The sequence below is a fragment of the Pantoea sp. E2023-21 genome (assembly GCF_051302795.1).
Taxonomy (GTDB): Bacteria; Pseudomonadota; Gammaproteobacteria; order Enterobacterales; family Enterobacteriaceae; genus Pantoea; species Pantoea ludwigii_A.
Genome location: NZ_CP195345.1, coordinates 327,789 through 344,778 on the forward strand (window position 1 = coordinate 327,789; position 16,990 = coordinate 344,778).

Genomic DNA, 16,990 nt, shown 5'->3' on the forward strand with positions numbered 1-16,990 from the left:
AGACAACCTCAGTTCACAAAATACAAACAGTGCTATAACAATTCATAGTCATTAAAGACGATATTGTCGCCACTCGCTGCGGTAATATCCACTTTACCAGGCTCCGTTAAAAAGGCATCGCCGGGGTGTACCCAAACTTCTTTCACGCGGTTAGCGTGAGCCTGATCGGCAATCAGTACGCGCCCTTCGGTGAAGAACACCCGCACGCCAGGACCGTGTTGCGTGTATTCGCCTGTACTGGCGCCAGGCTTGAGCGTGACCTTCCAGCCGCGAACGGTTTTCTTATCCAATACAGACTGAAAAGCATCGTTAGCAGGCCGAGTAGCGTTACCAAAATGTTGCGGGCCGGGAATGTTAATTTCGAACGCGACCTGATGATTAATATTGTTTCCGGTATTAGTGACTTTGTCAGTATCAGACTTCCCTTGATGCTCGCCAAATTTAACGTTGCCGCTTTTCATTTCGGTGTTGTTAACCGGCTTATCGGGATATTCTATTTTTACCGGACTGCCTTCAATGTGCGTATTCACATAATCCAGATGCTGCTCATGAAACAGCGTGGATTGGCCGGGTTGAATTAATACGCGCATCACGGTGACGTATTTATTTTCCAGAATGACGTGGTGCAGTGGCTCCAGATCGGTGGCAACACCTTTTTCAGCCGCTTGTGTCGGTAATCCTGCGCTTAACAGCGTTGAGCACAATAATGTGCTTAATAATGTCTTGCGAATAGTCGACATGAAGACTCCTTTTCTTACTAATGAATTAAGTAGAGCAGAAATTTACTCAACGATGGTGATCCAATTTGCCCCTTTGCCCGTGGGTACGCGCTCAATTAATGTGAGCTTGCCAGTTTCTTGATCAATGGAATACAGCGAAAGCTGTGTCGATTTTTGTCCTGATTCGATCAAATAGCGCCCGGAATTATCAATTGCAAATCCACGCGGCTGAGCTTCTGTTTGCGTGCTATTAATTAGCGTCAGTCGCCCATCACGCGGTGAAACGTGAAATGCAGTGATAGTGCTGCTGGTGCGTTCAGTGGAATAAAGGAAACGGCCATTGGGCGTGATATGAATATCGGCTTGCCATAAACGCGGTTTGGCTGATTTTGGCAAATCATCGTCGCCGGTCAGTGGGCGCGCTTCTCCTCGCTGCATGTTTGCCGCGATGGACGGATCGAGTGAAGCTGTCGCTTCATGCTCCGTCAGGGTGCCCTCTTTATTGAGGGTCAGACGGGAAATGTTGCCCGCCATTTCGGTGAGCAAATAGAGATTCTGCTCGCCCTTCTCATCTCGCTGCGGCGCGAAAGTGAAATGACGCGGTCCGGTTGCCGCTTCACGCTGAATATTCACAAACGCAGGGGTATTAGCCGTGACGGTTCCGGTATGACTGTCGAAACGGTATTGCAGCAGTTGATCGGCGCCCAGCAGCGGCACAAAGAGAAACTGGTTGCTGGGATCGGTCTGGATCGCATGAGCACGCTTACCGGTATGCACCACCTGAACCGGCGCACTCTCGACGTGGCCATCATTGGCAATGCGATTGATGCTAAACAGATCGCCACCGTAAGAAGATGAAAGCAGGAATTTTCCGCTCTTATCCAGCGCGATATACGCCATCGCTTCGGGTAGTGGTGTATCCGCAAAATGACGCAGCGAACCGTCAGCTTGAGTATGCCAGGCTGAAACATGATAGGGCTGACTGCGAACAGAGACATAAAGTGTCTTCTTATCCTGCGATACCGCCATCGGCATGCTTTTCAGACCACTGGGATATTCACCAATCGGTTTGAGCTGGCGCTGCGCTTTCTGCAACGCATACGCCGTCACCGTGCCGCTGTCACCGTTTGATACGTAGACAAACGCTGTCTCCTGCGCCAATACCGTGGATGCAAACAGCATCATGCCGGCGGCCATTACGGTCTTTTTCATCTGTAGGTCTCGTTTTTATCGGGAACAGAGAGTGTGTTACCAGCGCGTGTTGAAGTGTTCGCACAGCTCCAATACGGCCTCTTCTGGCAGCGCAGCGGGCTTATCCACGCAGTTCAGCCAAAGGCGGGCCGTTTCCTCCAGCTCTTCAAGGGCGAAGCTCACCGCTGAAACGGATGTGCCCCACATCACCGGCCCTAACCTTTCCAGCATTACGCCACGTACGTCATTCGCCAACTCCGCCACCTGTGCGGCAACATCGGCATGACCTGGGCGGCGATAGTCGATTAACGGAATCCGCCCCACTTTCATGACTTGATACGGCGTCAACGGTGGCAAAATGCTGTCGCGCTGCCACACGCCTGCTAACGTCAGTTGCACCAGATGCGTGGAATGGGTATGGACCACACCGTGCGCATCCGGATTGCGATCGTAGATCTGACGATGAAGCAGCAACGTCTTTGATGGCTTGTCGCCTGAAACCCATTCGCCATCACGATTGACCTTGGCAATTCGGCTTGGCTCCAGATGCCCCAGACAGGCATCGGTTGGCGTAATCAGCCAGCCATCTTCCAGGCGGGCACTGATGTTTCCCGCCGTGCCGGTGGTATAGCCGCGATTAAACAAATCGGCTCCTACCTGACAAATTTCTTCGCGTAAGGACTGTTCATTTTGCATGCGATTACTCTCCTTATTGATTGGCGGTAGCAATGACGTTGGCATCACGCTTAGGGCTGATCGGTAATGGCTCCAGCTTGCCGAGCACAAACATGAAGGTCAGCGCACCCAGCACACAGATACCGCCCGCCACCAGCAGCGGCACCATAAATGAACCGTGGCTCAGGCTCAGCATTAACCCTGTGAAGGAGGCCGTCACAATTCCGGCCAGATTGCCGGCAAAGTTCTGAATGCCGCCCAGCGTGGCCACATAATTACTGGCGGGTGCAACGTCGGCGGGCAGCGTCCAGATGTTGGCGGCGGTGAAGGCTAAACCGGCGTAAGTGATGGAGAACAGCGTCAGGATCACCGTTATGCTGTCGGTGAATGCCGCGAAAGCAATCACGCTAGAGAGCAGCATGCCGCTGATAAGACAGGTTTTACGCGCTGCAGTCAGGCTAAATCCTTTACGGTAAAGGGTATCCGACACAATTCCCCCGAGCAGACTTCCCGGAATGCCCATCAGTGCAGGGATGGCGCCAAGCGTGCCCAACTCTTTTAATGAGAAGCCATGCGCTACCGTCAGATAGGTGGGGAACCAGGTGACAAAGAAGTAGGTGGCGAAGTTCATGCAGAAGAAACCAATCATCATTCCCCATACATTGCGATGGCGGAACAGTGACCACAATTCGACTTTTGCGTCGGCTTGTGTGGTCGGCAAAGCACGATCTTCCAGTAGATTTTGGCGCTCGGTTTCATCCAGGCCTTTCATCTCTTCAGGTTCGCGATAGAAGACTAACCAGATCACCACCCAAATCAGTCCCAATGCGCCGGTGACGACAAAGGAGGTTTCCCAATTCCACACGCTAATCAGCCAGGCAACCAACGGCAGCGCCAGCGCACTACCGGCACGCGGACCCGCATCAAAAATTCCGCTCGCCGTCGCGCGCTGTTTTTTCGGGAACCAGCTATATACAACTTTCACACACCCCGGATTGCCCCCTGCCTCACCCAGCCCTAATGCTAAGCGCGCCGCAAAAAGCGAAGTGAATCCTTTACCAAACGAGGTAAACACCGTAAATAACGACCACCAGCCAACGGCGATGGCCAGACCGGCACGTGCACCGAGGCGGTCAAGTAACCTTCCGGCGGGAATCTGCATCAGCGCATAGGTCCAGAAGAAGGCACCCAGAATCAGCCCCATGCTGGTGTCATCAAGGCCTAAATCTGCTTTGATGTGCGGGGCGGCAATCGCGAGGTTGATACGATCGATGTAGTTGATGGCGATGGCGAAAAAGCAGAACACGATCATCAGCCAGCGAATTCGTGGATATCTGCGCATGGTGAATTCCTTTATGATTTATAGAGAGTTAACACAGGTTGTGCGGCCTTACGGCGGCCAGCAGCCAGCGTTGTGGTTAAATTTGGGTACGCCGATTGATGAACATGTTAAAAAAACGTGAGCAGGCACACCCAACCTGATAACATGATGTCAAAAGTAAGCGATTACAAAATACAGTCAAGCCAAAAGTAAGCGCTTTCAAAATTGATGGTGAGTTGTCTGCTATTTTTGTGGGCAAGCTCACTCTTTCTGCAGGAGTGACTTGATGAGTGAGAAGCAAAATGGAACTGGCCGCGTATCACTGGATGATGTAGCGCGTCTCGCGGGAGTATCAACGGCGACGGTTTCACGCGTCTTGAACGGCAGTTCCACCGTGAAAGCATCACGCCGTGAAGCGGTGGAAAAAGCCTGTGAGGAGTTAGGATATGTGATTAACCGCGCTGCCCGCACCCTCGCCTCACGCCGCAGTATGACGATTGGTGCCGTAGTGCCAACGCTGGCGACGGAAACCTTCTCGCGTCCGCTGGCCGCTTTTCAGCAATTGATTCACGAAGCCGGTTATACATTGCTGTTGGCCAACTCTAACTTCGATCCTGAAACGGAGTTGAAAGAAGTTAACAAGCTGATTGAGTACGGTATTGACGGGTTGATGCTGGTGGGCAATACCCACCACCCAAAGCTTTGGGAGCGCATCGTGCAGCAGGAGATCGCCTGCGTGCAGACCTTTTCGCAAGATAGCGAAAGACCTTGTGTCGGCTATGACAGCGAGGGAGCCGCAGAAACCCTGGCGCACCATTTGCTGGCGTTGGGGCATCAGCGTTTTGCCGTGATTGTGGGTACGCCGCCGTCGAACGATCGTATTTCAGAACGTCTAAACGGTACGCGCCGCGCCCTCCAGCAGTATGGATTGACGCTGCCGGATACACATTTAATTGATAACGCCTTTACCATGAATGATGCCCGCCGCGCGGTGTTTAGCTTACTCGATGCACCAAAGCCGCCCACCGCGATAATCTGCGGTAATGATTTGCTGGCGTTTGGTGCCATGCGCGCAGCGAGCGAGCGTTACATGCGTATTCCCAATGATATTTCCATCGTTGGCTTCAATGACTATGAATACGCCGAGCATTTGGAGCATCCACTGACCACCATGCGCATCGATTTAGCCTCGATTGGTGAACATGCAGCGCACTATTTACTGAATACGCTGAATAACCTACCAGCCCAGACGCATACGCAGATAAGCACGGAGTTGATCGTCCGGGGCAGCAGCGGCTCGGTGCCCCGTCAGGAGCGCTAATCGCGTCTTTCCATACCGAAACGGTTGAAAACGTCCATCACATCGGGGGTTTTCAGCCACGTCAGGAAAGCCTGCGCCTGTTCCGGCTGCTGGGCGCTGTTCAACACTGCGGCAGAGAGCGAAATCGCCTGCTGCGTGCCTGCTGGCAGCGGCCCAACGACATCAATGCCTTCAACCATCAGCAGCTCGCTGATCTGTTGTATGGCCAGGTCAGCGTTGCCCTTCACCAATTGCTCGGCGGTAAAACCTGCAGGAATCACCGTGCCGCGCGCGCGCAATTCGGCATCAATATTGAGTTGCTTCAACAAGTGCGAGAACCAGACACCGCTGGCTCCGGCTTCTGACCATGCAACAGAACGCGCACTAAGCAGAGCCTGAATCAATTTATCGCGATTGCTGATATCCGGCTGAGCCGCACCCGCCAGCACCGCAATACCGATGGGAGAATCGACCAGTTCAATGCGGGTATGCTGTTCCGCCAATCCTGATTTCGTCAGTCGGTCCAAGGTGTCAACGGTGGCGATCACCACATCGGCAACTTCCCCGGCATTGAGTTCCTTTTCAATGAGCGTGCTGGGATGCCAGCGCATCGCCAGCGGCGCATCCGGATGCTGAGCCTGCCACTGTGCAGCCAAAGTGTGAAAAGGCGCGCTCAGTGCGAGCGCGCTGTAAATCGATAACGCCATGATTATTCCTCGCGGCCAAATAAGGGGGCGCGACGCAGCAGCGCAGCATTGAGTTGATCGGGACGCGTTACGCCAATCAGCGCTAAATCGCGGTCAATTTCATCACGCAGAATATGCATGGCATGTTCAACGCCCGCCTGAGCGCCAATCACCGCACCATACAGGAAGGGGCGACCAAGAAATACGAAGTCGGCGCCGAGCGCCATCGCTTTCATCACATCAGTGCCACGACGGATGCCGCTATCAATGATGACTTTCATAGTGCCCTTCGCCGCCGCTATTTCAGCGAGCGTATGCAGCGGCGGCACGGTGTAATCCAGCTGACGGCCGCCATGGTTAGAGAGAATCACCGCATCTGCACCGAGGTCACGCGCGATGAACGCGTCATCGGGTGACATCAGACCTTTAATCACCAGATTACCTTTCCACTTTTTGCGAATGGCTTCCACGTGCTTCCAGCTCAGTTTGTCGCGTGCATTGGTGTTACGCACTTTACTCGACATCATCGGCGGACCACGTTCAGCATCGGTATTTTCAAAGTGCGGCGCACCGTGACGCAAGAAGGTTTGTGCCACCGTGCCCAGCAGCCAGCGCGGACTCATGAGGCTCTGCCACATCACTTTCGGCGTGAGTTTTATCGGCATACTGAAGCCGCTGCGGGTGTTGTGCTCCCGGTTGCCCAGCATTGGCGTATCGCCGGTGACCACCAGTGTCTTATAGCCGGCATGTTCTACTCGATCGATTAAACGGTCGATACGCGGCTGATCGCCGGCCAAATAGGCCTGAAACCAGGCGTCCGGGTTGGCAGCAATCACCTCTTCCAGTGGAATTAGCGACGAGGCGCTGAGGATCATGGGGACATTCATCGCTCTGGCGGCTTTCGCCAACATAAGATCTGCGCGGTAGCTGACAAATGACGCGCCCCCCAGCGGGGCAACGCCGAACGGATGGGCCCAATCATGGCCTAACAAATTTACTCGCTGATCGCGGCCTGAAACATCGCGGAACATACGCGGTACAAACACATATTGCTGATATGCCTCATGCGCCGCGGCAAGTCCTCTACCGGTTTCCACGCCCCCTTTCACATACTGATAAATCATATTTGGCAAGCGCTTACGCGCATGGCGTTCAAAATCATCCAATGCCAGCAGGTCACGGAAATGGCGTGGCACCGTATTGACAGGACGCACCTGCGCTTCGGGTGTCACGTTAACGTTAATAGCGGTGGTTTCTCCACGAATGGTCATAAGCGTTCTCAGAGTTAGCAAAAGTAAGCGATTTCAAAATGGGCATTCTGGGGGAATGCATTCAATTACATCCTGACAGATACACATTTTTTTTGTGTGACGAGCATCACCTTATGAAGACAAATGTAAGCCCTTACATTTTCATTTTGCCTCAGGTATGGTGTGCTGTAATTCACTTGTGTATCGCTGGTGTCGGAGAAAATGATGAGCCAACGCATAGTTTTACTGCATGCCACGCCAGTGGCGATGTCTCCTATTCAGGAAGCCTTTAATGAACTTTGGCCAGAGGCTGAAGTGGTGAATTTGCTGGATGATGGTTTGACTCTGGATCGCGCAAAAGAACAACAGCTTTCGCGCCCGTTGATTGATCGCTTTGTTGCTTTTGGCCGCTACGGTTACGCGATGAATGCGCAAGGTATTCTGGTGACCTGCTCAGCCTTTGGCCCAGCGATTGATGAGCTCTCTGCGGCTTTACCGGTGCCCGTGCTGAAACCGAACGAAGCGATGTTCGAGGCGGCACTGCAACAAGGCGAACGTATCGGGATGCTGGCTACCTTCGGTCCATCATTGGTGACGATGTGCGATGAGTTTTCTCACTATGCCAAACAAATTGGCTCACACGCGACGCTGGAAACCGTGCTGGTGCCAGATGCTATCGATCTTCTGCGCAAAGGCGATGTCGCCAATCACAATCGTCTGGTGGCAGAGTTTGCACCTCAGTTGAGCCACTGTGATGTCATTATGCTGGCGCACTTCTCCACCTCGCGCGCTGCTGACGCCGTTCGAGAGCAGGTGTCGATTCCGGTGTTAACAGCACCGCATGCGGCAGTGAAAAAAATGCAGTTAGCGATGGGAGGTTCATCATGCTGATTGGCGTCATCGCCGATGATTTTACCGGTGCCAGTGATATCGCCGTCACGCTGTCGAAAGGCTTGATGGGCGAAGGCGGTTTGCGCACTACGCAGTATCTTGGCGTACCGCACCAGCCTGCCGACGAAGCAGTCGAAGCGGGTGTTATTGCCTTGAAATCACGCTCTCTCCCCGCGGAGGATGCCGTTCAACAATCGCTGGCGGCCTGTGAATGGCTATTGCAGCAGGGCTGTACGCAAATCGTGTTTAAATATTGCTCAACATTCGACTCGACCGATGCTGGCAACATTGGTCCGGTACTTGATGCGTTGGCTCAGCGATTAGCCGCGTGCAATGTGATTGTCTGCCCGGCTTTTCCCGCGATGGGCCGTACGGTTTATCAGGGCAATTTATTTGTTCACGACCGACCACTGAATGAATCCGGAATGGAACATCATCCTTTAACGCCAATGAAGGATGCGGATATCCGTCGTTTGCTGGCGCGTCAGGCGAAAACACGCGTCAGCCACATTCGCTGGCAGCAAGTGGTGCAAGGCAGTGCATCACTGCGCGAGATTCTACAAACCCGCGCAGAAGAGGAACCGCAATTGGTGGTAGTGGATGCGCTCAGTGAACACGATTTAACGCTCATCGGCATCGCCGCTGCGGGTGAGAAGCTGATCAGTGGTGGTTCGGGTATCGCGCTGGCTTTGCCGCACAACTTTATCAGCGCCGGAAAAGCGCTAGGCAATAACAGTGAGTTTCCTGCCATCAAAGGCTCCAGCGCCATTCTGGTTGGTAGCTGTTCAGGTGCGACGCGTGGGCAAATTGAGGAGCATCAAAAACAGCATGCGGTGCTAGCAATTGAGATTGAGGATGTGATGGCGGAACGTATTAATGCTGATGATCTCGTGGACTTCATCCTCACGCATCAGGACCGTTGCCCGCTCATCTATTCTTCTGGCGACCCGGCAACGGTGAAGCAAGCACAGCAGCAATTCGGCCAACACCACATCTCGCAGCGCCTTGATAAGCTATTTGGTGATACGGCACGTAAGTTGGTGATGGAGGTCGGCATCCAGCGTTTGGTGGTTGGCGGCGGAGAAACCTCGGGTGCGGTGGTCAGCGCGCTGAATTTGGGTTCATTGCAGGTTGGACCCGAAATCGATCCTGGCGTGCCTGCCCTGTTTGCGCAACGCGATCGGCCGCTGGCGCTGGCCCTCAAATCGGGTAATTTTGGTCGGCGCGACTTCTTCTCGCATGCACTTAACGTATTAGCCGGTTCAACGCATTAAATTGAAGACAACGTCGTGCAGACGTTGTCTTCTCCTCTCTTTACTGTCCGCCGAATTCCGGCAACACTCCAAACCCGCTCAGCAGCCAGGCAAGCATATTCATCGCGCCAAACACAAACAGCAAAACCACTGCAAGCGAACAGCGTTGCTGAGATTTCCACGCCAGCATTGCGGGGATAATCACCGCCCATAAGGTGGCAAACAGTCCGGCAAAGCCAATCGCGGCGACAAAGCCATTCGGCCACCCAATCGAGGCGAGTAGCGGGGGTACGAAGGTCAGGCACGCTGTTTTCAAACGTGCGCCCGGCGAATTGCCTAATCCCAGACGGTCGGCGATGAAATCAAACAGGCCGGCGGTAACGCCCAGGAATGAAGCGATCACCGCGAAATGCGAGAAGATCGACATCATCAGTGCGAGCGCATTGACGTGCAGATGCGCTCGCAGCGCAGCCATCAGGGCCGCGATATCACCGCCCTGCTTCACAATGTCGGGAAACGCGTCTCGCGGTAAATTGCCCATCGTGCTGGTCAGCCAAAACAGGTACAGCGCCAGTGACAATAAAGTTCCTAACACCAAAGCCCGCGTGATGTTCTTTTGGTTACCGCCGTAATAACTCACCAGGCCGGTGATATTGCCGTGATAACCAAACGAAGCGAGACAAAATGGCAGCACGCCGAGGGCATAAGGCCAGTAATGTTCTCCTGCTGCCGGTCCGCTCAGTAACGAACCCATGTTCACCTGTGTCAGTAAGCCGCCAAACAGCAGAATCAACAGCAGAATTTTTGCGAGCACGCAGAAGGTCATCAACCGACTGACGCCGGTGGTACCAAGCCATACCACCGCCGCCACACACAGTGTCAGCAACACTTTCGCTTCAGCGGTGGAGATCGGCAAACCCACCTGATTGAGTGAATGCTGATAAACCGGCCCGCTGGCCGAGATATAGGCGTAGGTAAGAATCCCAAGTACAAATAAAATACTGAGACCGTTGAGCGCCGCCCAGCCGCGGCCCAGCAAATCTTTGGTTAAGGTATCGTAGCCTGCGCCAGGCGGATATTGCAGGCTGACGCGCATGAACAACAATCCAGACAGCAGCATCCCGCCCCAACTGATCAGCAGTAACACCATCGCCCAACCGAACCATGCGCCTGCCATCACCACCGGCAGCGTAAACATCCCTGCACCTACCACGGTGCCGCAAATAATCATCGCGCCCCACCAAACGGAAGGCTGGCGGCGGGACAATGTCATCTCCGTCATCACTTATTCCCAACAAAACAACCTAAAGGCGGCGATGATACACGGGATAACGCTGAGAAGTGAGTGTGATGCGAGATAAAACGCGCCCCGATAACCTCCGGCGCGCGTTGCATGTGGGAAGTCACGTAGTCATCATCCAACGATGCGCGCTCACTGTAGCGGCGCAATTTATTGCGCGATAAATCGTGCCGTACAGTGGATGCCTAAATAGCGCCATCACCTGCGGCGCGGCAGCGAAACCAGCAACAAGCCCAATACAATCAGCACCACGCCGGCAAAGCTGCTCCAGCGGAAGGTTTCACCCAGCATCGGCAAGGAAATCGCTGCCAGCCATACCAGTACATAACTCAAACTAAGCAGCGGATAGAGCCGGTTAAGCGGTACATGGCGCAGCGCCAGCATCCAGCACACCATAGAAAGCGCGTAAGCGCCGAGGCCGAGCGCTAACAGCAGCAGCGCTTTCCAATGTTGCATACTCAGCAATTCGCGCCACGGCGGAAAATCCAGCATCGCCGATCGCAGCACTAACTGCGCCAGCGATACCAGCAACACGCTGCTTAGCGCCAGCAACACGCCCTTCATAGATGACTTCCCATCAGCGCCACGCCAGCAACAATTGCCAATGTGCCAATCCACTGCTGCACACTGTAGGTTTCGCGCCAGATCATCCGCGCCGCGATTGCCACCAATACAAAGTTAAGACTCAGCATCGGATACGCTACGCTCACCGGCACCACACGCAATATCGCCAGCCACAACAACATGCCGATACCCAGCAGCAGGATGCTGAGCGCTAGCCAAAAAATACCTTTTTTGATGCCGAGATGCGCTGCCTGCTTTTGGCACAGCTGTGCAGCGCAACTCAGCATGCTCACCAGTAAAATCAGTAGCAGATTCATGGTTTGGCATCGTAGCCGTAGTAAACCAGGCGGCCCTGACGATAGACATCATCCGGTTTCGGTAAATTTTTATCCGGCGAGCTGTCGCTGGCGTTCATCATCAACACCAACGAAACCTTCCCCTGACGACGATGGATCCGCAGCCAGTCGGCAAAGTTATCTGCATCAATGTAATGCGACTGCACATCCGGATAGCTCAGACCATATTGCAACTCGCCTTTGGCATCATAAAAGTTGATATCGCTGCGCTGCAGCTCCCAAGCCACCGCGGATGCCACGCCCGGATTGTTGGCCAGCAGATAACGACTATCCGCCAGCTGATCGTGTACGGCACTGACAAAACTCTGCGGCTGTTTGGCATCACGCACCTTCTGCGGAATAGCAAAACCGACCAGCAGCGCCAACATCATTGGACAGAGCGCAGCTAACTGCCAGCGATCGTTTTCCGGCTTACGGCTTAGCCAACCCATCACGCCCCAGCCGATAAAGGCGAGCGCCGCACACAGCACGCCAATGAATTCATCACTGCCGTAAAGTGGCCGATGCGAGACGCCCCACGGTGCCAGCGCCACCAATAACACTAGCGTGGTGATGGTGCCGAACAACAGGTTGATCCAGCCATTTACCCTCAGCGCGTTCATCACCTGCACCGAGCCGCGGTGCGCATAATGCGCCATCAACAGCGCCAGCGGCGCAAAGCACGGCAGAATGTAAGTCGGCAATTTCCCTTTTGCGATGCTGAAAAAGAGCAGCGGCAGCACAACCCAGCTGAGCAAATAGATCGGCCCAGCCTGCTGACTGCGCTGACGCCACGCCGTTATCAACGAACCCGGCAGCAGCGCGAGCCACGGCAGACAGCCCGCCAACAGCACCGGAATGTAGTACCAGAATGGCGCTTTGTGTTGCGCATCTGCGTCAGCGAAGCGCTGAATATGTTCCACCCAGAAGAAGTAGTGCCAGAAATCCCCTTCCTGCTGATTAATCGCCAGCGCCCACGGCATGCTAAGCAGCGCAGCAACTGCAATCGTCAGCGGTCCCCAACGCAGTAATTCAGCGAAACGGCGCTGCCAGATGGCCCACGGCAGAATTGCCAGCACCGGCACCGCCAGCGCGAGAAATCCTTTGGTCATAAAACCCATCGCGCAGGCTGCACCGAGCAGCAGATAACCGCATAAGCGTTGCTGACTGCGCTTCGCCTGCGCGGCCAGCCAGTAACTGCACATCGCGGCGACCAGCCACCACATCAAGATCGGATCAAGCACGGCGTAAGTGCCCACGCCATACACCAGCAGTGAGGTCAGAAAAATTATGCTGGCAGTAAGAGCGATTTTACGGCTGGCGAACATTTGCTTGCCAAGCCAATAGATCATCACCGCACTCAGCGTGGTACTGAAAATCGACCCGGCCCGCACGCCAAAATTACTGTGACCAAACAGCCATTGCCCAATGTTATTCACCCAGTAGCCCGCAATGGGTTTTTCGAAATAGCGTAAATCAAAGAAATGCGGGACCACCCAATTGCCGCCGAACAGCATTTCGCGACTAATTTCTGCATAGCGGGTTTCATCCGGTTGCCACAAGGCGCGGAATTCAATCGGGATCAGGTAATACAGCGCAAAGAGTGTCATCAACAATGCAATTTTAGTGCCTGTACGCATCCGTGTTTCCTATAAGAAAATTAACGCTGGCAGCCTAGCCAGCCTTCACGTCCGGCAATATGTCCGCGCATAATATTGCCCTGTGGCAACGTACTAAGATCGTCGGGCAACAAGGCGCTGAGCGGGCAAAACTGGATACCCTGCTGCTGCGCACGTCTTAGCAGATCGGCGAACGCCTCCAGCCCGACGATCCCTTCCACTTCGGCATGAATGGTATAGACCGGTGAGCCCGTTGCGGCCTGCATCTGATCGAGGATGAAGTCGTTATAGTCTTCAGCTTTAACCGATTGTCCAACCACTTCATCCCACGTCGGCAATGTCACCGGAATTTGTACCGTGCCGGTCGTGCCATCGCTGAGGATGGGTAAAAATGGTCCGCTACCGCGGCAGTCGCTGTTGTAGCGGAAACCAAACGGCTGCTTCGCCGCCACTACGCGACCATCTGCGCGCCAGCCAGCCACTGCCGAACACGTGACATTGTCACCAATAAGGGCTTCTAAAGCCTGTTTACCGCGCGCAATGTGCTCCACTAACTTCTCTTTCGGCCAAACTCCCGCCCAGGTTTGCCAGGCAAAGTGATCCCATGCATGCAAACCGACTTCATGATGATCGGCGGTGGCGCTGATGATCTCCTCCAGACCACGACCAATTTCGCGTCCTGGCCACGCGGTGCCTGCCAGCAAAATATCCCAGCCGTAGAGCGATGCTGCGCGTGAACGCAGCATCTTCCACAGAAAGCGCGGCTTCATCAGACGCCATAAATGGCGCCCCATGTTGTCTGGTCCGACGCTGAAGAAAAAACTGGCCTGCAGTTGATGCAGACTGAATTGCTCCAGTAACGCCGGCACCCCGAGTTGGGTGCCGCGCCAGGTATCCACATCGACGCGCAAACCGACTTTCTTCATGGCTTATCCTGGAGCTCAACGGTGCGCAGGAAGAAGTCCAGCGTGTTATCGATGGTGATATCCATCTCCACTGTCGGTGTCCAGTCCAGCAGGCGACGGGCATTTTTTATCGATGGCTTACGGTGTTCCACGTCCTGATACCCTTTGCCGTAGTAGCTGCTGCTTTCCACTTCGCGGAAACCGGCAAACGGCGGGAAGTGGCTGCGCAGCGGATGACGTTCAAAACTCGCCAGCAAACGCTCGGCCAACTCTTTGATACTGGCTTCGTTATCCGGATTACCGATGTTAACAATCTGCCCGTCGCAGTTGTTCTGCTTGTTCTCGATGATGCGGAACAGCGCTTCGATTCCGTCACGGATGTCGGTGAAGCAACGCTTCTGCGCGCCACCATCAATCAGCTTGATCGGCGAACCTTCCACCAAATTGAGGATCAACTGCGTAATGGCACGAGAGCTGCCGATACGCGCGGCATTGAGGTTATCGAGGCGCGGGCCCATCCAGTTAAATGGACGGAATAGCGTAAAGCGCAGCCCTTCTTTCTCACCGTAAGCCCAAATTACGCGGTCCAACAGCTGCTTAGACACCGAATAGATCCAGCGCTGTTTATTGATCGGCCCCACCACCAGATTGGAGTGATCCTCATCGAAATGCTGATCGGTACACATGCCATACACTTCGGAGGTTGAGGGGAAAATGATGCGTTTTTTATACTTCACGCAGTCACGAATGATTTTGAGGTTCTCTTCAAAATCGAGTTCGAACACGCGCAGTGGATTGCGGGTGTACTCAATTGGCGTGGCGATGGCCACCAACGGCAGCACCACATCGCACTTCTTAATATGATATTCAATCCATTCTGAGTGAATGCTGATGTCGCCTTCGACAAAATGGAAGCGCGGTTGTTCGAGGAAGCGACTGATGGCATCGGAACCAATGTCCAGACCATACACTTCAAAGTTATCGTCCTGCAGCAGACGTTCGGTTAAGTGGTTACCGATAAATCCGTTAACGCCGAGGATCAGTACGCGCGTACGACGTTTCACTGCCGCCACCGGCTGAGAATAGAGCAAGGCGCCCTTCACCATGCCGAGGTTTTGCGCCAGCTGACTGCCGTTCATAAATACGCCGTTATCGCTTTGGCCCGTCACCACTTCCAATGCGCCTTCACCGCAGGCAATAAGGAATGGCTCCACGGAGAGCACGGTACCCGGTTTGGCTTGATGTTCTGTGTGGTGCACGCGACCTTTCCACACCACGAATTTTACTGTTCCGGCAAAAGCAAATGCGCCTGGCCACGGATAGGTGACGGCACGAACCAGATTGTTGACCGTCTGCGCCGGGGCTTCCCATTTGATGCGACCATCTTCTGGCGTACGACGCCCCACTATCGTGGCTTCGCTTTCATTCTGAGGCGTGGTGACGATATCACCACGCTTAAAGGCAGGTAATGCCCCTTCCAGCACCTGCGTTGCACAGGCGACCAGCTTGCGATGCAACGTGAGCGCGTTATCCTGCTCCTCAATCGCCACGCGCTCCTGCGCCACAATGTCACCCGCGTCAGCACGTTTCACCATGCGATGCAGCGTTACGCCTGTCTCGGTCTCACTATTGACCAGCACCCAGTTCAACGGTGCACGGCCACGGTATTTTGGCAGCAGCGAACCGTGCAGGTTAAAGGCACCGAGACGCGCACTGCTGAGAATGCTGTCGTTTAATAAAGTGCGGTAATAGAAGGAGAAAATATAATCGGGCGCCATCGTTTTAATGCGATCGACCCACAACGGATGATTGACATCTTCAGGCGCATACACCGGAATGCCCTGTTCAGCTGCCAGACGCGCCACCGACTCAAAAAAATGACTTTCTGTTCCTGTGTCAGAGTGGGTAAAAATAGCGCTGATTTCATAGCCAGCGTTCAGAAGGGCAGAAATACCCGCGCAGCCCATTTCGGCATAGGCGAAGACGACAGTTTTCATTGCTCAATTTCCTGTACAGATGAAGCGTTTTGCTTTGGGTGAATCACACGTTGAATGAAGTAGCGCGGACGGGCGCGTACGTCGTTGTAAATTCGGCCGATATATTCGCCAAGTAAGCCCATGCCGATAAATTGCGCACCGACAAAGATAAACAGGACCGCGAACAGCATAAATACGCCGTCTCCTGCCCAACCGGCACCAAGGAACAGGCGCAGCACAATCAGAATTAATGAGAAAGCAAAGCCCGCCAGCGCAATCAGGCTGCCGACGATACTCAGCAAACGCAGCGGCGTGGTGGTCAGGCAGGTCACCAGGTCATACATCAAATTGATCAGCCGCATAAAACTGTATTTGGAATCGCCAAACTCGCGCTCGGCGTGTGCCACCGGCAGCTCAATGGTGCGGCGCGCAAAGGTATTGGCGAGGATAGGAATAAAGGTGCTGCGCTCGTGGCAGTTCAGCATCGCATCGACGATATGGCGACGATAGGCGCGCAACATGCAGCCGTAATCGCCCATCGCTTTGCCGGTGACGCGCTGAATCAGCTGGTTGATGGTGCGCGAGGCGCGGCGGCGGAACCAGCTGTCCTGGCGGTTCTGACGCACGGTGCCCACCACGTCATAGCCCTGCTGCGCGGCTTTGACCAGATTGGGTATCTCTTCTGGTGGGTTTTGCAGATCGGCATCCAGCGTAATGATCAGGTCGCCGCTCACGTGGCTTAAGCCCGCCATGATCGCCGAATGCTGACCGTAATTGCGGTTTAGCAACACGCCAACCACATGGCTGCCAGGCATATCCGCAGCATCCGCAATCATCTCGCCCGAGCGATCGCTGCTGCCGTCATCGACCAGCAGAATCTCGTACTCCAGTTCCAATCCCGCGCAGGCTGCGTGGGTGCGACGCACCAACTCCGGCAGGCTCTCCTGTTCGTTGTATACCGGGATCACCACGGAAATTTTACGAATGGTTTTTTCTTCCAGCATG

At 54.3% G+C, this 16,990-nt stretch carries 16 protein-coding genes; 3 read left to right on the top strand and 13 right to left on the bottom strand.

Annotated features, from left to right (window positions below; genetic code table 11):
• Positions 1-32: 32 nt before the first annotated feature.
• From ACRQ84_RS20545 to ACRQ84_RS20560, 4 genes are read right to left on the bottom strand one after another with little or no spacing between them, the layout of a single operon-like run.
• Positions 33-740, bottom strand: a complete 708-nt coding sequence (locus ACRQ84_RS20545) for a hypothetical protein (RefSeq protein ID WP_483818435.1) — start codon at positions 738-740, stop codon at positions 33-35.
• A gap of 42 nt (positions 741-782) precedes the next feature.
• Complete coding sequence (locus ACRQ84_RS20550) at positions 783-1,931, bottom strand: lactonase family protein (protein ID WP_483818436.1); 1,149 nt, start codon at positions 1,929-1,931, stop codon at positions 783-785.
• Between the two features lie 36 nt (positions 1,932-1,967).
• Complete coding sequence (otnC, locus tag ACRQ84_RS20555) at positions 1,968-2,606, bottom strand: 3-oxo-tetronate 4-phosphate decarboxylase (protein WP_483818437.1); 639 nt, start codon at positions 2,604-2,606, stop codon at positions 1,968-1,970.
• Between the two features lie 13 nt (positions 2,607-2,619).
• A complete protein-coding gene (locus ACRQ84_RS20560; RefSeq protein ID WP_064740051.1) occupies positions 2,620-3,927 on the bottom strand; it encodes an MFS transporter in 1,308 nt (435 codons plus the stop codon).
• A 265-nt stretch (positions 3,928-4,192) separates the two neighbouring features.
• On the opposite strand from ACRQ84_RS20560, the gene ACRQ84_RS20565 reads away from it, so the two are divergent.
• Positions 4,193-5,227, top strand: coding sequence for a LacI family DNA-binding transcriptional regulator (locus tag ACRQ84_RS20565; RefSeq protein WP_483818438.1), 1,035 nt, complete (start codon positions 4,193-4,195; stop codon positions 5,225-5,227).
• Here the strand turns inward: ACRQ84_RS20565 and ACRQ84_RS20570 are convergent.
• The gene (locus ACRQ84_RS20570) at positions 5,224-5,913 is read right to left on the bottom strand and encodes a substrate-binding domain-containing protein (protein ID WP_483818439.1); all 690 of its coding nucleotides are present in this window, start codon (positions 5,911-5,913) and stop codon (positions 5,224-5,226) included. The genes ACRQ84_RS20565 and ACRQ84_RS20570 overlap by 4 nt on opposite strands.
• 2 nt (positions 5,914-5,915) lie before the next feature.
• On the bottom strand, positions 5,916-7,163 hold the full coding sequence (locus tag ACRQ84_RS20575) for an alpha-hydroxy acid oxidase (RefSeq protein WP_483818440.1): 1,248 nt from the start codon (positions 7,161-7,163) through the stop codon (positions 5,916-5,918).
• A gap of 204 nt (positions 7,164-7,367) precedes the next feature.
• Here ACRQ84_RS20575 and ACRQ84_RS20580 point away from each other — a divergent pair, with 204 nt between their 5' ends.
• Together ACRQ84_RS20580 and otnK are read left to right on the top strand one after the other, a co-directional pair.
• Positions 7,368-8,033 carry an aspartate/glutamate racemase family protein gene (locus ACRQ84_RS20580; protein ID WP_483818511.1) on the top strand — a complete coding sequence of 222 codons (666 nt, stop codon included), beginning with the start codon at positions 7,368-7,370 and terminating at the stop codon, positions 8,031-8,033.
• The gene (gene otnK, locus ACRQ84_RS20585; protein WP_483818441.1) at positions 8,027-9,307 is read left to right on the top strand and encodes a 3-oxo-tetronate kinase; all 1,281 of its coding nucleotides are present in this window, start codon (positions 8,027-8,029) and stop codon (positions 9,305-9,307) included. The genes ACRQ84_RS20580 and otnK overlap by 7 nt, the downstream gene beginning before the upstream one ends.
• A 40-nt stretch (positions 9,308-9,347) precedes the next feature.
• Here the strand turns inward: otnK and ACRQ84_RS20590 are convergent, their stop codons facing one another.
• The 7 genes from ACRQ84_RS20590 to arnC form a co-directional block, all read right to left on the bottom strand.
• Positions 9,348-10,568, bottom strand: a complete 1,221-nt coding sequence (locus ACRQ84_RS20590; RefSeq protein ID WP_483818442.1) for an aromatic amino acid transporter — start codon at positions 10,566-10,568, stop codon at positions 9,348-9,350.
• A gap of 216 nt (positions 10,569-10,784) precedes the next feature.
• Complete coding sequence (gene arnF / locus ACRQ84_RS20595) at positions 10,785-11,150, bottom strand: 4-amino-4-deoxy-L-arabinose-phosphoundecaprenol flippase subunit ArnF (protein ID WP_483818443.1); 366 nt, start codon at positions 11,148-11,150, stop codon at positions 10,785-10,787.
• Positions 11,147-11,467 carry a 4-amino-4-deoxy-L-arabinose-phosphoundecaprenol flippase subunit ArnE gene (gene arnE, locus ACRQ84_RS20600; protein ID WP_483818444.1) on the bottom strand — a complete coding sequence of 107 codons (321 nt, stop codon included), beginning with the start codon at positions 11,465-11,467 and terminating at the stop codon, positions 11,147-11,149. The genes arnF and arnE overlap by 4 nt, the downstream gene beginning before the upstream one ends.
• Complete coding sequence (gene arnT, locus ACRQ84_RS20605; RefSeq protein ID WP_483818445.1) at positions 11,464-13,125, bottom strand: lipid IV(A) 4-amino-4-deoxy-L-arabinosyltransferase; 1,662 nt, start codon at positions 13,123-13,125, stop codon at positions 11,464-11,466. Before arnT ends, arnE begins: the two co-directional genes overlap by 4 nt.
• 20 nt (positions 13,126-13,145) lie before the next feature.
• Positions 13,146-14,030 (bottom strand): 4-deoxy-4-formamido-L-arabinose-phosphoundecaprenol deformylase, encoded by an 885-nt coding sequence (gene arnD, locus ACRQ84_RS20610; RefSeq protein WP_483818446.1) that lies wholly within the window; start codon positions 14,028-14,030, stop codon positions 13,146-13,148.
• The gene (arnA, locus tag ACRQ84_RS20615; protein ID WP_483818447.1) at positions 14,027-16,006 is read right to left on the bottom strand and encodes a bifunctional UDP-4-amino-4-deoxy-L-arabinose formyltransferase/UDP-glucuronic acid oxidase ArnA; all 1,980 of its coding nucleotides are present in this window, start codon (positions 16,004-16,006) and stop codon (positions 14,027-14,029) included. Before arnA ends, arnD begins: the two co-directional genes overlap by 4 nt.
• Complete coding sequence (gene arnC / locus ACRQ84_RS20620; protein WP_483818448.1) at positions 16,003-16,989, bottom strand: undecaprenyl-phosphate 4-deoxy-4-formamido-L-arabinose transferase; 987 nt, start codon at positions 16,987-16,989, stop codon at positions 16,003-16,005. Before arnC ends, arnA begins: the two co-directional genes overlap by 4 nt.
• Position 16,990: the final 1 nt, after the last annotated feature.

Bases quoted from the DNA above. Each gene is read 5' to 3' on its own strand.
- ACRQ84_RS20545 (WP_483818435.1), bottom strand. From the start codon at position 740: ATGTCGACTATTCGCAAGACATTATTAAGCACATTATTGTGCTCAACG.
- ACRQ84_RS20550 (WP_483818436.1), bottom strand. From the start codon at position 1,931: ATGAAAAAGACCGTAATGGCCGCCGGCATGATGCTGTTTGCATCCACG.
- otnC (WP_483818437.1), bottom strand. From the start codon at position 2,606: ATGCAAAATGAACAGTCCTTACGCGAAGAAATTTGTCAGGTAGGAGCC.
- ACRQ84_RS20560 (WP_064740051.1), bottom strand. From the start codon at position 3,927: ATGCGCAGATATCCACGAATTCGCTGGCTGATGATCGTGTTCTGCTTT.
- ACRQ84_RS20565 (WP_483818438.1), top strand. From the start codon at position 4,193: ATGAGTGAGAAGCAAAATGGAACTGGCCGCGTATCACTGGATGATGTA.
- ACRQ84_RS20570 (WP_483818439.1), bottom strand. From the start codon at position 5,913: ATGGCGTTATCGATTTACAGCGCGCTCGCACTGAGCGCGCCTTTTCAC.
- ACRQ84_RS20575 (WP_483818440.1), bottom strand. From the start codon at position 7,163: ATGACCATTCGTGGAGAAACCACCGCTATTAACGTTAACGTGACACCC.
- ACRQ84_RS20580 (WP_483818511.1), top strand. From the start codon at position 7,368: ATGAGCCAACGCATAGTTTTACTGCATGCCACGCCAGTGGCGATGTCT.
- otnK (WP_483818441.1), top strand. From the start codon at position 8,027: ATGCTGATTGGCGTCATCGCCGATGATTTTACCGGTGCCAGTGATATC.
- ACRQ84_RS20590 (WP_483818442.1), bottom strand. From the start codon at position 10,568: ATGACGGAGATGACATTGTCCCGCCGCCAGCCTTCCGTTTGGTGGGGC.
- arnF (WP_483818443.1), bottom strand. From the start codon at position 11,150: ATGAAGGGCGTGTTGCTGGCGCTAAGCAGCGTGTTGCTGGTATCGCTG.
- arnE (WP_483818444.1), bottom strand. From the start codon at position 11,467: ATGAATCTGCTACTGATTTTACTGGTGAGCATGCTGAGTTGCGCTGCA.
- arnT (WP_483818445.1), bottom strand. From the start codon at position 13,125: ATGCGTACAGGCACTAAAATTGCATTGTTGATGACACTCTTTGCGCTG.
- arnD (WP_483818446.1), bottom strand. From the start codon at position 14,030: ATGAAGAAAGTCGGTTTGCGCGTCGATGTGGATACCTGGCGCGGCACC.
- arnA (WP_483818447.1), bottom strand. From the start codon at position 16,006: ATGAAAACTGTCGTCTTCGCCTATGCCGAAATGGGCTGCGCGGGTATT.
- arnC (WP_483818448.1), bottom strand. From the start codon at position 16,989: ATGCTGGAAGAAAAAACCATTCGTAAAATTTCCGTGGTGATCCCGGTA.